Here is a 13,890-nt window from a genome sequence, read left to right as displayed (position 1 = left end):
TTCAGGCCCCTTCGTTCCAGTGCAGTTTCATGCGCAGGGTGTCGAAATAGCTCCAGCCCACCGGGTGCAGCAGACGCAGCGCATGGGGCGAGCGCCGTACCACGACGCGGTCGCCATGCAACAGGCTGGTCAGCGACTGCATGTCGAAGTTGGCGTTGGCATCCTTGCCGGAGACGATCTCGACCGCGATCTCGCTGCGCGAGGACAGCACCACCGGCCGGTTGGACAGCGTGTGTGGCGCGATCGGCACCATCACCCAGCCATCGATCGCCGGGTGCAGCATGGGGCCGCCGGCCGACAGGGCGTAGGCGGTCGAGCCCGTGGGGGTGGCGATGATCAGGCCGTCGGCACGCTGGTTGGCCACGAAATGGCCATCGACCTCGACACGCAGCTCGATCATGCTGGCGGCACCGCCGCGGTTGACCACCACGTCGTTGAGGGCGGTGGCCTCGAACACGCAGCGCCCGTCGCGCCACACGCTGGCCGCGATCAGGGTTCGTGCCTCTTCCTCGAAGGCACCGTGCAGCATGGCGTGCAGCCGTGCGCGAAAGTCGTCGAACGGGATGTCGGTGATGAAGCCCAGGCGGCCCTGGTTGATGCCGATCAGCGGTACGCCATAGCTGGCCAGTTGCCGGCCGATGCCCAGCATGGTGCCGTCGCCGCCGATGACCAGCGCCAGATCGCAGTCGCGCCCGATGGCAGGCACATCCAGTGTGGTGTACTGGGTCAGCCCGGTGTTGTGGGCGGTGTCGGTTTCAAGCGAGACATCGCAGCCCTGGTCATGCAGGAAGTGCGCGAGCTCCTCAACGGCATGGCGCGATCCCGGCATCTGGTATTTGCCGATGATGGCCACATGGGTGAAGTGCAGGGGACGCTTTGTTTTCGGGGTATCCATCCGCTGGACGGGAGTCGGGATCATGCGTGGATTACAGCATAGCGGGTCCTTGCCTTTCCCCTGGCAAACCCTTGACGGCGGCGCCGGCACGTGGCGCCCTTCGTCCGTACAATGGCCGCATCATGCTGGATGAACGTTCCAAGTTGCTGCTCAAGGCGCTGGTCGAGCGCTACATTGCCGACGGGCAGCCGGTGGGTTCGCGCACGCTGGCCAAGGCCACGGGTCTGGAGCTGTCGCCGGCCACCATCCGCAACGTGATGAGCGATCTGGAGGAGCTGGGCCTGATCGCCAGCCCCCACACCTCGGCCGGCCGCATCCCGACGGCGCGCGGCTACCGCCTGTTTGTGGACACCATGCTGACGGTGCGGCGTGATGAGCTGCCGGGCATGGGCGGGCTGGGTCGCCAGCAGGCCCTGGAGGGGGCGCAGCCGCAGCGCGTCATCAGCCATGCGGCGCAGATGCTGTCGAGTCTGTCGCAGTTTGTGGGCGTGGTGATGGCGCCACGCATGGCCACCGTGTTCCGGCATATCGAATTCCTGAATCTGTCCGAGCACCGGGTGCTGGTCATCCTGGTGTCACCCGATGGTGAGGTGCAGAACCGCATCATCCACACCCAGGCGGTGTTCACGCAATCGCAGTTGCAGGAGGCCGCCAACTTCTTCAATACGCACTACGCGGGTCTGACCATGGACGCCGTGCGCGAGCGGCTCAAGACCGAGCTGGAGGCCCTGCGCGGCGAAATCGCCGAGCTGATGAAGGCTGCGGTCGATGTGGACGCCGCACGTGAGCAGGACCAGGTCGTCGTCGCCGGCGAGCGCAACCTGCTGTCGGTCAGCGAGTTCTCCAGCGACATGGGCAACCTGCGCCGGTTGTTCGACCTGTTCGAGCAGAAGACCCAGCTGGCGCGCCTGCTGGACGTCTCGGCCCAGGCCGATGGCGTGCGCATCTACATCGGCGGCGAGAGCCAGGTCGTGCCGTATGAGGACCTGTCGGTGGTCACCGCGCCTTACGAAGTCGATGGCCAGGTGGTCGGCACGCTGGGCGTGATCGGCCCGCAGCGCATGCCTTACGACCGGATGATCCAGATTGTCGACGTGACGGCCAAGCTGGTGAGCAATGCACTGAGCCACGGCAAGTGAGCGGGCCGCCGGCCATCTACAATAGCCGGTTCGGTGGGCCGTTAGCTCAGTTGGTCAGAGCAGGGGACTCATAATCCCTTGGTCGCTGGTTCGAGCCCAGCACGGCCTACCAATGCATGCAAAAGGGGTTGCCGCGCAAGCTGGCAACCCCTTTTTTCGTGGCGGGATGGCCTTCAGGCGGCCGTGCGTGCGGCTTCCACCGGCCTGGGGTTGAAGCGCATCGAGAAATCGACGGCCTTGACGTCCTTGATGAGGGCGCCCACCGAGATGCGGTCCACGCCGGTGGCGGCCAGCGCGGGCACGGTGTCCAGCGTGACGCCGCCGGAGACTTCCAGGCTGCAGCGGCCCTGGGCCATGTCGACGGCTTGCCGGATGGTGGGCACGTCCATGTTGTCGAGCAACACCATGGTGACGCCGGCGTCCAGTGCTTCCTGCAACTGGGTCAGGGTCTCCACCTCCACCTGGATGAAGGCCACGTGCTGGCCGATCGCCTGGGCGGCGCGGAAAGCCTGCGTGAGGCCACCGGCGGCGGCGATGTGGTTTTCCTTGATGAGGATGGCGTCGTACAGGCCCATGCGGTGGTTGCGGCCGCCACCGCAGCGCACGGCGTACTTCTGGGCGACGCGCAGGCCCGGGATGGTCTTGCGTGTGTCGAGGATGGCCGCGCGGGTGCCTGCCACCGCCTCGACGTAGCGGGCCGTCTTGGTGGCAACGCCGCTGAGCGTCTGCAGGAAGTTCAGGCAGGTGCGCTCGGCGGTCAGCAGCTCACGTGCCGGTCCGGTGATCTCGACCACGACCTGGCCCGGTTCGCAGCGGCCACCGTCGTCGACCAGCCAACGCACGGTGCTGGCGGGCGAAACCTGGCGCAGCACCTCGTCCACCCAGGGGCGACCGCAGATCACGGCGGACTCGCGGCAGGTGATGCGGGCCACGGCCATGTTCTCGGCCGGGATCAGCGCGGCGGTGACGTCGCCGGTGCCGACATCTTCCTGCAGTGCGCGCTCCACGTCGCGCAGAACCTGCTCCGGCGGTGGCGCGTCGAGGGGTCCGGGTGCGTGTGTCTCGCTCATGCTTTTTCGATCGGGCTGGCGGTGGGGAAGCGCAGGTCCTTCTTGAATACCACGGGCTTGCCGCCCGCCGATCGCTTGACCATCCAGTGCGACAGGGCCGCATCCAGGTAGTCGGCGTGACCAGGGAACCAGCGGATCAGCTCCTGGGTGAACCGGCGGCACAGTGCGGCGTCGCCCGTGGCCAGCCGCTCCTGGACCTGCCGTGCCGACGTCAACACGGCAGCGTGCTCGTCGCGATGGCATTCACGGGCCGGAAATTCGGTGTCGTCCATCCAGCGATCTTCTTCACCGAAATGCTCTTCCAGGTGGGTGATGACCGCTTGCAGGCGCACGGCGAGGTCCTCGTCGGGTGCGTCCCGCAGGGCGCACACCACCTCGGTGAATGCCTGGTGGGTGCGGTCCATGGGGGGGTAGCCCAGCAATAGGTCATTGCTCCAGCCAAAGGACTGGACATCGGGCTCGGCGGTATTCGGGTTCATGTCGTTGTGCGGTCTCAGGGGCCGGGTTGCGCGGGAAAAATGGAAGGATACCGCGGAACACCCGGCTCGTCCGGGCGGGTTGTCGCTTCGCATGGGTGGGGACTTGGCCGTTGCCAAGCGCGATCGTGTGGCGCGTTGGTGATTTTTTTGTTCAGACCTGCAAAGAGGCGCCCAAAAAACCGTGCTATACTGCATGCTTCAGCGGCTGTAGCTCAGTTGGATAGAGTACTTGGCTACGAACCAAGGGGTCGTGGGTTCGAATCCTGCCAGCCGCGCCATACAGAAGGTACAAACGGGTCAGTCTCACAAGGACTGGCCCGTTTTGCCTTGTGCACCGCCTGCGCACTGCGATATCCGCGCCGCGGCTCGTGCAGCGGACGTGACCCGGGTCGGGTCCGGCGTGAGATGCGGCAACACCGCGCGGCCCTGTGCCTGCGGGGCCGATGGCGTTTTCCCGCTGGTGCCGGCCCGCATTCTGACCGGACAATGTCCGGGCGCATCATGGCTATCGACGACAAACATCCACCACAGGACATGGCGGCCCATGCCCGGCCCGAGGCCGCCCACGACACCCCCCCGGGGCAAAAGCGGCTGTTCGAGGACTGGCTGACCGTGGGCGTGATGGCGGCCCTGGCCCTCATCACCTTCGCCAATGTGCTGGTGCGCTACTTCACCGATGTGTCGTTTGCCTGGACGGAAGAAATCTCCACGTTTCTCATGATCGTGCTGGCGCTGGTGGGCGGCGCATCGGCGGTGGTGCGCGAGGCGCACATCCGCATCGAGTTCTTTGCCGATGCGGGCAGCAGTGGGCGCCGGCGGCGGCTGGCACAGATCGGTGCGTTGCTGGTGGCGCTGTTGTTCATCACCATTGGCGTGCTCAGCCTGCCCGTGGTCTGGGACCAGTACCAGTACGAGGAGACCTCACCGGGCATCGGTGTGCCGCAATGGTGGTACTCGATCTGGTTGCCGGTGTTCAGCGCGCTGATTGCCGGGCGGGCGCTGCAGGTGTTTGCGCGCAAGCTGCGCCGCGACGACGACCGCACGGAGACCGCCCGATGACCGCCACGCTGCTGTTCGCGCTGTTCATCGTGGCCATGGTCATCGGCGTGCCCATCGGCGCGGCGCTGGGGCTGGCTGGCACGGTGGCCATCGCCATCGCCAACGCCGACATCACCTGGATGGGGCTGCTGGCCGTGCCGCAGAATTTCTTTGCCGGCCTGGGCAAGTACACCTTGCTGGCGGTGCCCATGTTCGTGCTGGTCGGCTCGATCTTCGACCGCTCGGGCGTGGCGGCGCGGCTGGTCAATTTCGCGGTGGCCATCGTCGGGCGCGGCCCGGGCATGTTGCCGCTGGTGGCGATTGCCGTGGCCATGTTCCTGGGCGGCATCTCGGGCTCGGGCCCGGCCAATGCGGCGGCCGTGGGCGGGGTGATGATCGCGGCGATGCGCCGTGCCGGCTACCCGCCCAGCTTTTCGGCCAGCGTGGTGGGGGCCGCCGCGGCCACCGACATCCTGATCCCGCCCTCGGTGGCCTTCATCATCTATTCGGTGCTGGTGCCGGGCGCCTCGGTGCCGGCGCTGTTCGCGGCCGGCATGGTACCGGGCGTGCTGGCCGGTCTGGCGCTGATCGTACCGGCGGTGTGGATGGCGCGGCGCCACCGCATGGGCGCCCTGGAGGCCGACATGCCGCGCCCACCGCTGTGGAAAAGCCTGCGCGAGGCCTCATGGGGTCTGGCCGCGCCGGTGCTGATCCTCGGCGGCATGCGGGCCGGCTGGTTCACGCCCACCGAGGCGGCCGTGGTGGCGGTGTTCTACGGCCTGTTCGTGGGCATGGTCATTTACCGGACGATCCACTGGCGCGACCTGTTCGACATCCTGCGCGAGGCCGGCGAGCTGTCGGCGGTGATCCTGCTGGTGGTGTCGCTGGCCGGCATTTTCGCGTTCTCGCTGTCCACGCTGGGCGTGATCGATCCGGTGGCCTCCGCCATCGTGAACTCGGGCCTGGGCGAGTATGGCGTGCTGCTGCTGCTGATCCTGCTGCTGATCACGGTGGGCATGTTCCTGGACGGCATCTCGATCTTCCTGATCTTCGTGCCGCTGCTCATGCCCATCATGGAGCACTACCGGTGGGACCCGGTCTGGTTCGGCGTGATCCTGACCCTGAAGGTGGCGCTGGGCCAGTTCACGCCGCCGCTGGCGGTGAACCTGATGGTATCGTGCCGCATTGCCGGGGTGCGCATGGAGTCGACCGTGCGCTGGGTCTGGCCGATGCTGCTGGCCATGGGCGCGGTGATGCTGCTGGTGATCGCCTTCCCGCCACTGGCGTTGTGGCTGCCAGCCAGGCTGGGTTACTGACCGCTTTTGCCAGAATCGTTTTTTCACCCAAGGAGACCTGCCTCATGAAACTGCGTACCTTCCTGACCACCGCCGTGTGCGCCGCTGCCGCGCTGACCTTCGGCTCCCAGGCCATGGCCCAGAGCAACTACCGCTCCGAGTACCGCATGTCGCTGGTGCTGGGCACGGCATTCCCCTGGGGCAAGGGTGGCGAGATCTGGGCCGACAAGGTGCGCGAGCGCACCCAGGGGCGCATCAACATCAAGCTGTACCCCGGCGTGTCGCTGATCCAGGGTGACCAGACGCGCGAATTCCCGGCACTGCGCCAGGGCGTGATCGACATGGCGATCGGCTCGACCATCAACTGGTCGCCGCAGGTCAAGGAGCTGAACCTGTTCTCGCTGCCCTTCCTGATGCCCAACTACGCGGCGGTGGATGCGCTGACCCAGGGCGAGGTGGGCAAGCGCCTGTTCCAGCGGCTGGAAAAGGCCGGTGTGGTGCCGCTGGCCTGGGGCGAGAACGGCTACCGCGAGATCTCCAACTCGAAGAAGGCGATCAAGTCGCCGGCCGACCTCAAGGGCATGAAGATCCGCGTGGTCGGCTCGCCCCTGTTCCTGGACACCTTCACGGCCCTGGGCGCCAACCCCACGCAGATGAGCTGGGCCGATGCGCAACCGGCCATGGCCAGCGGTGCCGTCGATGGCCAGGAAAACCCGCTGTCGGTCTACATGGCGGCCAAGCTCTACACCGTGGCGCAGAAGCACGTGACGATGTGGGGTTACATGAACGACCCGCTGATCTTCGTGGTCAACAAGGACGTGTGGAACAGCTGGACGCCGGCCGACCGCGAGATCGTCAGGCAGGCCGCCATCGAGGCCGGCAAGGAGCAGATCGCGATCGCGCGCAAGGGTGTGATCGAGGCCGACAAGCCGCTGCACAAGGAGCTGGCCTCGCACGGCGTCACGGTGACCGAGCTGAGCCCGGCCGAACGGGCCGAGTTCGTCAAGGCCACCCGTGGCGTGGTCAGCAAGTGGAAGGGCCAGATCGGCACCGACCTGGTGGACCTGGCCGAGAAAACGGTGGCTGCCCACGCGAAGTGAACGGTCGGGGGTCCTGGTCATGGCCGGGCGGTGTCGCGGTAAAGTCGCGGCATGAGCAAGGCATTCACCAAGGAAACCGACCAGGACACCGAGGAAGACCTCCCGGCAGCGGCGCCGCTGCCGGGTGGCAAAAACTACATCACCCGCGCCGGCTACGACCGCCTGCGTGCCGAGCTGATGCAGCTCATCGACGAGGAGCGCCCCCGGGTCGTCGAGGTGGTGCACTGGGCGGCCAGCAACGGTGACCGCTCGGAAAACGGCGATTACCTCTATGGCAAGAAGCGCCTGCGCGAGATCGACCGCCGCATCCGCTTCCTGACACGCCGGCTGGAGATCGCCGAGGTGGTCGATCCGTCGCTGCATCATGGCGGCGACCAGGTGTTCTTTGGTGCCACCGTGACCTATGCCGATGCGGACGGCACGGAAACGCAGGTCACCATTCTCGGCGTCGACGAGGCCGACAGTGCGCAAGGCCAGATCAGCTGGATCTCGCCCGTGGCACGTGCGCTGCTCAAGGCGCGGGTGGGTGACGTCGTGCGGCTGATGCTGCCCGGTGGCCTGCAGGAGCTGGAGGTGCTGGAGGTGAGCTACCCGGCACCGGGCGCCTGAAGGGACGTTCGTATCCCTCGGGGGCCGGGCGTCAGCCGGCGCCGGGCTTGTAACGCTGGGCCCTGACCACCGAGGCCGTGCGGCGCAGGTTGCGCAGCACGGCGGCCAGGTGCTGGCGGTCGCGCACCGAGAGCGTGAAGCGGATGTCGATGGTGGCCTGGGCCGGGTCGTCGCCCATGTGCACGTGCAGGATGTCGGCCTCTGCCTGGGCAATCGCCGAGGCCACGCGGGCCAGCACGCCCTTGCCGTTGGTGACCGTCACCATCACGTCGCTGTCGAACGTGCGGACAGCCTCCTCGGCCCATTCGACCGGCAGGAATCGCTCCCTGTCGCGTGCCAGCAGGCGCTTGCCATTGGGGCAATCCTCCACGTGCACCACCAGGCCTTCACCCTGGCCGAGATAGCCGATGATGCGGTCTCCGGGGATGGGCCGGCAACAACTGGCGTACTGCACCGAGGCCCCTTCGGAGCCATCCAGGCTCACGCTGCCCTGAGCCAACTGGTCCTCATGGTCACCGCCGAAGCGTTCGCGGCTGATGAGCAGGGTGTCGGGCTTGACGCCGGTTTCGGTCAGCAGCACGGCCAGCTTCTTGCCGATCATGCTGGCGATGCGCTTGCCCATGCCGATGTCGGACAGCAGTTCGGCGCGTGACTTGCTCCCGGCAAAGCGCAGCAGTTTGTCCCAGGTGGCGCGGTATTCTCCGGCCTCGGCCGGCAATTGGGCGAAGCCCTCGGAGCGCAAGGCCTGCAGCAGCATGCGTTCGCCCAGCTCGACAGCCTTTTCCTGCGCCACGGTCTTGAGGTGGTGGCGCAGCTTGGAGCGCGCGCGCCCCGTCTTGGCGAAGGACAGCCACGCCGGGTTGGGCTCGGCGTGGTCGCCCGTGACGATCTCGACGACGTCACCGTTGTTGAGCTCGGTGCGCAGCGGGCGTTGTTCGCCGTTGACCACCGCACCGACGGCGCTGTTGCCCACGTCGCTGTGGATGGCGTAGGCAAAGTCCAGCGCGGTGGCGCCGCGCGGCAGCGACAGGATCTTGCTCTTGGGTGTGAAGACGTAGACGGCGTCAGGGAACAGGTCGATCTTGACGTGGTCCCAGAACTCGGCCGCATCGCGGGTCTCCTGCTGGATGTCCAGCAGCGACTGCAGCCACTGGGTGCCCAGGCGTTCGGAGGTTTCGCTGCCTGGCTCGTTGGCCTTGTAGAGCCAGTGGGCGGCGACACCCGATTCGGCCACCACATCCATGGCGTGCGTGCGCAACTGGAACTCGATGTTGGTGCCGAACGGGCCGATCAGGGTGGTGTGCAGCGACTGGTAACCGTTGAGCTTGGGGATGGCCACGTAGTCGCGGAACTTGCCCGGTACCGGTTTGTACAACTGGTGCAGGATGCCCAGGCCGGTGTAGCTGTCGAGCAACTCGGGCACGATGATGCGGAAGCCGTAGATGTCCGTGACCTGCGAAAACGACAGATGCTTGCTGTCCATCTTGCGGTAGACCGAGTACAGGGTCTTCTCGCGCCCCATGATGCGGACCTGCATGCCGTGCTGCCGGAACACCGCCTCGACCTCGCCCTGGACGCGGGCGATGAGGTCTTTGCGCCGCGTACGGGACTTGCTCAGGGCCTTGGACAGCACCTCGTAGCGCCAGGGGTGGAGAAAGCGGAAGGACAGGTCCTGCAGTTCGCGGTAGGTGAAGTTCAGACCGAGGCGGTGGGCAATGGGGGCGTAAATTTCCAGCGTCTCGCTGCTGATGCGCTTCCATTTGCTGCGCGGCATGTCGGACATGGTGCGCATGTTGTGGGTGCGGTCGGCCAGCTTGACCAGGATGACGCGAACGTCCTTGGCCATGGCCAGCAGCATCTTGCGGAAGCTTTCGGCCTGATTCTGTTCCCGGCTGTCGAACTCGAGCTTTTCCAGCTTGGTGAGGCCATCGACCAGGTCGGCCACGGTGATGCCGAAGCGCTCGGTCAGGTCGGCCTTGGTGACGCCGCAGTCCTCGATGACATCGTGCATGAGCGCGGCCATGAGCGCCTGGGCGTCGAGCTTCCATTCGGCGCACTGGGCGGCCACGGCGATCGGGTGGGTGATGTAGGGATCGCCGTTCTTGCGCATCTGGCCGAGATGCGCCTGGTCGGCCAGGCGGTAGGCCTGGCGCACCTGCTCGACTTCCGCCGCATTGAGGTAGTCGAGCTTGCCCAGCAGCACAGCAAAGCTGGCCGCGGATGCGCTGGCCGATGCCGCCTGCGCGGCGTCGGCTCCGGCGTGGGTGGCGGGCTCGGCAAAGCTGGACATGTCCCTACTTTAGCCTGAAATGAAACACCTTCGTGCCGCTGCGTGTGTTTTCCGACCCCGGGGCCGTGCAGGCGCGCCTCACCGCTGGGGTGGTACCAGGATCGTGGGCCTGGCCTCGGGCAGCTTGTCCGGGTAGTCGCGGCTGAAATGCAGTCCGCGGCTTTCTTTCCGTTGCATGGCCGAGCGCACGATCAGATCGGCCACCTGCACCAGGTTGCGCAACTCCAGCAGGTCGCGCGTGACGTGGAACTGCGAATAGAACTCCTGGATTTCGCTTTGCAGCAGCGCGATGCGGTGGGCGGCGCGCTCCAGGCGTTTGTTGGTGCGCACGATGCCCACGTAGTCCCACATGAAGCGGCGCAATTCGTCCCAGTTGTGCGAGATGACGACCTGCTCGTCGGCATCGGTCACCTGGCTGTCGTCCCACAGGGGCAGCGCCGGTGTGGCGGTCGGTGTCTGGCGGCGGATGTTGGCGACGGCCGCGCGCGCGAACACCATGCACTCCACCAGTGAATTGCTGGCCAGCCGGTTGGCGCCGTGCAGACCGGTGCAGGTGGCCTCGCCGATGGCATACAGGCCGGCCAGATCGGTGTGGCCCTCCAGGTCGGTGACGATGCCGCCGCAGGTGTAGTGGGCGGCCGGCACGACGGGAATGGGCTCGCGCGTGATGTCGATACCCAGTTCGGCACAGCGCGCCAGGATGTTCGGGAAGTGTTCGCGGATGAACGCGGCCGGCTGGTGGGAGATGTCCAGGTACACGCAATCCAGCCCGTGCTTTTTCATCTCCGCGTCGATGGCGCGGGCCACGATGTCGCGCGGCGCCAGCTCGGCGCGCGGGTCGTGGTCGGGCATGAAGCGGTGTTCGCCCAGGTGCGCGGGCAGCCGCAACTGGCCGCCTTCGCCGCGCACGGCCTCCGAGATCAGGAAATTCTTGACGTGCGGGTGGTAGAGGCAGGTCGGGTGGAACTGGATGAACTCCATGTTGCCGACGCGGCAGCCGGCACGCCAGGCGGCAGCGATGCCGTCGCCGGTGGCGGTATCCGGGTTGGTGGTGTAGAGGTAGACCTTGCCGGCGCCCCCGGTGCACAGCAGGGTGTGGGTGGCACTGAACGTATCGACCGTGTCGCGTTCCACATCGAGCACGTAGGCGCCGTGGCAGCGGGGCTGGCTGCCATCCGCCGGCATGCCGGGCAGCTTGCTGTCGACGATGAGGTCGACCAGCATGTGGTTCTCGAAGAAGGTGATGCCAGGCGTGGCGCGTGCGCGCTCGCTCAGCGTGGCCTGCACGGCCGCGCCGGTGGCGTCGGTCACGTGCACGATACGCCGGTGGCTGTGGCCGCCCTCGCGTGTCAGGTGCAGCTCACCGTTCTCGGTCGAGAAGGGCACACCCATTTCGCGCAGCCAGGCGATCGCGGAGGGAGCGTGCTCGACAGTGAAGCGCGTGGCCTCCAGGTCGCACAGGCCGGCGCCGGCGACCAGGGTGTCGTCCACATGGGCGGCGTAGCTGTCGCCCTCCGCCAGCACCGCGGCGATGCCGCCCTGGGCCCAGTTGCTGGAGCCGTCGGAGATACCGCGTTTGGTGATCACCGCGACCCGGTACTGGGGTGCCAGGTGCAGTGCTGCGGTCAGGCCGGCCAGGCCGCTGCCGATGATGAGGACGTCGAACTGATGGGTGGAGGTCATGGTGATGGTACGGAGGCGGCGCGTGGGGCTTCAGGCATTCGGGGTGTAGGCCAGGCGCACGTAGATGGGGGCGAAGGCTTCGGCCTGGGTCAGCTCGATCAGCGTTTCCTTGGCCAGCTCCAGCATGGCGATGAAGGTGACCACCAGCACCGGCGCACCCAGGCTCGGGTCGAACAGCTCGCCGAATTCGACAAAACGCCGGCCTTGCAGCCGGCGCAGCACGATGCTCATGTGCTCACGCACCGACAGCTCCTCGCGGCTGATGCGGTGGTGTTGCACGAGGCGCGCACGCTTGAGGATGTCACGCCAGGCTGCCTGCAGGTCGGCGGGGGTCACGTCGGGGAAGCGCGGTGCCAGCGATTGCTCGACATACACCTGGGCACGGAGGAAGTCGCGCCCGTACTGGGGCAGGTCGGACAGGCGCTGGGCGGCGATTTTCATCTGCTCGTATTCGAGCAGGCGGCGCACCAGTTCGGCACGCGGGTCGACCTCGTCCTCGCCATCGTCGCTTTTCTTCGGTGGCAGCAGCATGCGCGACTTGATCTCGATGAGCATGGCCGCCATGAGCAGGTACTCGGCCGCCAGTTCGAGGTTGGACGCGCGGATCTCCTCGACGTAGCTCAGGTACTGGCGGGTGACCGCCGCCATCGGGATGTCGAGGATGTTGAAGTTCTGCTTGCGGATCAGGTACAGCAGCAGATCGAGCGGACCCTCGAAGGCCTCCAGGAAGACCTGCAGCGCATCGGGCGGGATGTACAGGTCGCGTGGCAGGTCGAACAGCGGCTCGCCATACAGGCGTGCCACGGCCACATGGTCCACCACGGCGGGCAGGACGGCGTCCAGCCCATCGGGTGGATCGACGAGGACCGGATTGTCCTGCGGCTTCATGCCTTCGTGCGCCCGGCGTTATCGACAGACAGGCGCCACTCGCTCAGTAGGGGCCGGGCTCCGTCTGGTAGACGTAGGGCTTCTGGGGTACGCGGGCCCGCTCCGCCTGCTGCTGGAAATCGCGGTCGATCTGCTTGTCCCAGAGCAGGGCGCGGCCCTGATGCTGCTCTTGCTCCAGGTGCGGGCGGCTGGACTTGAGCTGCTCGATGAACTGGGTGACATCGGAGGTGTAGTGCGGGCGACCGAAAATGGACATGCGCGTCTCTCTAGGGAGTTGGGGACCAACAGAGGGGGAACCAGGGATTTTACCGGTCCGGCGCGCACGTGCGGGGCAGGGGTTCGACCGAGCGGCTGTCCCAGTTGAGCACGGTCTCGCGTACGGTCATTCCGGGCGCCAGCGAGGGGAAATCGCGCCGGATCACGTCGGCAGCGAACCGGGCCATGAAGCGGGACTTGAGCTCGGCACGGGCCCGGTCGACGCCGATGTCCTCGTAGGGCACGGAGGACAGGATGAGGAAGCCGTCGGAGGGGATGCGGCCGGAAGCCATGTTGCCCTCGATGATGGCTGCCGCCTGGCGGATCGGATCGGCCAGGTCGGGGCTGTACGGACCGATGATCAGGGCGACGTTGGGCAGGTGCAGCCAGTCGAAGCCGCGGCCGACGCAGATCATCCATTCGCGGTGCTCGATGTCCAGCGCACGCTCGGTCTGCCGCAGGGCCAGGATGTGCGCCAGGTTGCCGTCGAGCAGGGGCAGCAGGTCGGACCGCATGCGGGCGGGCATGTCGGGCAGGAGTTGTTGCAGGCGTGCCGGCAGGCCTGGCAGGTCTGCTGCGCCCACGTTCGCCATGGACAGGACCTGGCCGTTGTGGCCATGCAGCACCAGGGCTTCCTCGTCGGTCTCGAAGCCGCAGACCAGTGGGTAGACGGTGCCGTGATCGGCACCGAACAGGGAGGAGACCTCGGCGCGGATGCCGAAGGTGTGGGCCCGGGCGTCGGCGGTACGGTAATGGAAACCGGCACAGCCGCGGCGCTCGTCCCCTCGGGAATAGTGGTAGGTGATCATGAGCAGGGCCTGGCGGCCGCTGCCGACCACCTTGCCGACCGCGGCGGTCAGCGTTTCGCCCAGGTGTGGCCAGCCGAGGTGGAAGATGCCGCCGAGGTTGCGGAACGGCAGGATGATCCCCTTGGGTGTGGATGTGGCCACGGGGATGTTGATGCGGCCGTCCATGCACTTGAGCACCAGGATGGCCGTGGGGTGGTTGGCCAGGTAGCGCTGGCGCGCGAGCCAGGCCTCGGGGCTGGCGTATTCGCCCGCGTGGCGGTGCGCCAGGTCGAACAGCCAGTCGATGCGTTCCTGGATGGGGCGGTGATGGACCGTGGTCGGCATGTCATCTCCCCACCGG

Annotated in this window: 13 protein-coding genes and 2 tRNA genes; 7 read left to right on the top strand and 8 right to left on the bottom strand. The window is 66.8% G+C overall.

Going from position 1 to position 13,890, the window contains the following annotated elements; all coding sequences use genetic code 11:
• Nucleotide 1: 1 nt before the first annotated feature.
• Complete coding sequence (locus PHQ87_RS00205) at nt 2-919, bottom strand: NAD kinase (protein WP_300229986.1); 918 nt, start codon at nt 917-919, stop codon at nt 2-4.
• A gap of 98 nt (nt 920-1,017) precedes the next feature.
• On the opposite strand from PHQ87_RS00205, the gene hrcA reads away from it, so the two are divergent.
• Nucleotides 1,018-2,034: a heat-inducible transcriptional repressor HrcA gene (gene hrcA, locus PHQ87_RS00200; RefSeq protein WP_300229984.1), complete on the top strand. Its 1,017-nt coding sequence runs from the start codon at nt 1,018-1,020 to the stop codon at nt 2,032-2,034.
• A gap of 35 nt (nt 2,035-2,069) precedes the next feature.
• Nucleotides 2,070-2,146 (top strand) — tRNA-Ile (locus tag PHQ87_RS00195).
• A 61-nt stretch (nt 2,147-2,207) separates the two neighbouring features.
• On the opposite strand, the gene nadC is transcribed toward PHQ87_RS00195, so the two are convergent.
• Nucleotides 2,208-3,104: a carboxylating nicotinate-nucleotide diphosphorylase gene (gene nadC, locus PHQ87_RS00190; protein WP_300229982.1), complete on the bottom strand. Its 897-nt coding sequence runs from the start codon at nt 3,102-3,104 to the stop codon at nt 2,208-2,210.
• On the bottom strand, nt 3,101-3,583 hold the full coding sequence (locus tag PHQ87_RS00185; RefSeq protein WP_300229980.1) for a hemerythrin domain-containing protein: 483 nt from the start codon (nt 3,581-3,583) through the stop codon (nt 3,101-3,103). Before PHQ87_RS00185 ends, nadC begins: the two co-directional genes overlap by 4 nt.
• A 201-nt stretch (nt 3,584-3,784) precedes the next feature.
• On the opposite strand from PHQ87_RS00185, the gene PHQ87_RS00180 reads away from it, so the two are divergent.
• The 5 genes from PHQ87_RS00180 (at nt 3,785) to greB (ending at nt 7,625) form a co-directional block, all read left to right on the top strand.
• Nucleotides 3,785-3,861 (top strand) — tRNA-Arg (locus PHQ87_RS00180).
• A gap of 223 nt (nt 3,862-4,084) precedes the next feature.
• Nucleotides 4,085-4,642, top strand: coding sequence for a TRAP transporter small permease (locus PHQ87_RS00175; protein ID WP_300229978.1), 558 nt, complete (start codon nt 4,085-4,087; stop codon nt 4,640-4,642).
• On the top strand, nt 4,639-5,937 hold the full coding sequence (locus PHQ87_RS00170) for a TRAP transporter large permease (RefSeq protein ID WP_300229976.1): 1,299 nt from the start codon (nt 4,639-4,641) through the stop codon (nt 5,935-5,937). Before PHQ87_RS00175 ends, PHQ87_RS00170 begins: the two co-directional genes overlap by 4 nt.
• A gap of 44 nt (nt 5,938-5,981) precedes the next feature.
• Nucleotides 5,982-7,016, top strand: coding sequence for a DctP family TRAP transporter solute-binding subunit (locus PHQ87_RS00165; protein ID WP_300229974.1), 1,035 nt, complete (start codon nt 5,982-5,984; stop codon nt 7,014-7,016).
• Between the two features lie 51 nt (nt 7,017-7,067).
• The gene (gene greB, locus PHQ87_RS00160; RefSeq protein WP_300229972.1) at nt 7,068-7,625 is read left to right on the top strand and encodes a transcription elongation factor GreB; all 558 of its coding nucleotides are present in this window, start codon (nt 7,068-7,070) and stop codon (nt 7,623-7,625) included.
• A 31-nt stretch (nt 7,626-7,656) separates the two neighbouring features.
• On the opposite strand, the gene PHQ87_RS00155 is transcribed toward greB, so the two are convergent.
• The 5 genes from PHQ87_RS00155 to PHQ87_RS00135 form a co-directional block, all read right to left on the bottom strand.
• Complete coding sequence (locus PHQ87_RS00155; protein WP_300229970.1) at nt 7,657-9,915, bottom strand: bifunctional (p)ppGpp synthetase/guanosine-3',5'-bis(diphosphate) 3'-pyrophosphohydrolase; 2,259 nt, start codon at nt 9,913-9,915, stop codon at nt 7,657-7,659.
• A gap of 78 nt (nt 9,916-9,993) precedes the next feature.
• A complete protein-coding gene (gene nadB, locus PHQ87_RS00150; protein WP_300229968.1) occupies nt 9,994-11,598 on the bottom strand; it encodes an L-aspartate oxidase in 1,605 nt (534 codons plus the stop codon).
• Nucleotides 11,599-11,628: 30 nt separating this feature from the next.
• Nucleotides 11,629-12,486 carry a ScpA family protein gene (locus PHQ87_RS00145; RefSeq protein ID WP_300229966.1) on the bottom strand — a complete coding sequence of 286 codons (858 nt, stop codon included), beginning with the start codon at nt 12,484-12,486 and terminating at the stop codon, nt 11,629-11,631.
• Nucleotides 12,487-12,529: 43 nt separating this feature from the next.
• Nucleotides 12,530-12,742, bottom strand: a complete 213-nt coding sequence (locus PHQ87_RS00140) for a DUF3460 family protein (protein ID WP_300229965.1) — start codon at nt 12,740-12,742, stop codon at nt 12,530-12,532.
• Between the two features lie 49 nt (nt 12,743-12,791).
• Nucleotides 12,792-13,874, bottom strand: coding sequence for a hypothetical protein (locus tag PHQ87_RS00135; RefSeq protein ID WP_300229963.1), 1,083 nt, complete (start codon nt 13,872-13,874; stop codon nt 12,792-12,794).
• Nucleotides 13,875-13,890: the final 16 nt, after the last annotated feature.

It is taken from the genome of Hydrogenophaga sp., assembly GCF_028698005.1.
Classification (GTDB): Bacteria; Pseudomonadota; Gammaproteobacteria; order Burkholderiales; family Burkholderiaceae_C; genus Hydrogenophaga.
This window is presented reverse-complemented; position numbering and strand designations above follow the sequence as displayed.

Coding starts and splice junctions, on each gene's coding strand:
- hrcA (WP_300229984.1), top strand. CDS start 1,018: ATGCTGGATGAACGTTCCAAGTTGCTGCTCAAGGCGCTGGTCGAGCGC.
- PHQ87_RS00175 (WP_300229978.1), top strand. CDS start 4,085: ATGGCTATCGACGACAAACATCCACCACAGGACATGGCGGCCCATGCC.
- nadC (WP_300229982.1), bottom strand. CDS start 3,104: ATGAGCGAGACACACGCACCCGGACCCCTCGACGCGCCACCGCCGGAG.
- PHQ87_RS00170 (WP_300229976.1), top strand. CDS start 4,639: ATGACCGCCACGCTGCTGTTCGCGCTGTTCATCGTGGCCATGGTCATC.
- greB (WP_300229972.1), top strand. CDS start 7,068: ATGAGCAAGGCATTCACCAAGGAAACCGACCAGGACACCGAGGAAGAC.
- PHQ87_RS00185 (WP_300229980.1), bottom strand. CDS start 3,583: ATGAACCCGAATACCGCCGAGCCCGATGTCCAGTCCTTTGGCTGGAGC.
- PHQ87_RS00140 (WP_300229965.1), bottom strand. CDS start 12,742: ATGTCCATTTTCGGTCGCCCGCACTACACCTCCGATGTCACCCAGTTC.
- nadB (WP_300229968.1), bottom strand. CDS start 11,598: ATGACCTCCACCCATCAGTTCGACGTCCTCATCATCGGCAGCGGCCTG.
- PHQ87_RS00165 (WP_300229974.1), top strand. CDS start 5,982: ATGAAACTGCGTACCTTCCTGACCACCGCCGTGTGCGCCGCTGCCGCG.
- PHQ87_RS00135 (WP_300229963.1), bottom strand. CDS start 13,874: ATGCCGACCACGGTCCATCACCGCCCCATCCAGGAACGCATCGACTGG.
- PHQ87_RS00145 (WP_300229966.1), bottom strand. CDS start 12,486: ATGAAGCCGCAGGACAATCCGGTCCTCGTCGATCCACCCGATGGGCTG.
- PHQ87_RS00205 (WP_300229986.1), bottom strand. CDS start 919: ATGATCCCGACTCCCGTCCAGCGGATGGATACCCCGAAAACAAAGCGT.
- PHQ87_RS00155 (WP_300229970.1), bottom strand. CDS start 9,915: ATGTCCAGCTTTGCCGAGCCCGCCACCCACGCCGGAGCCGACGCCGCG.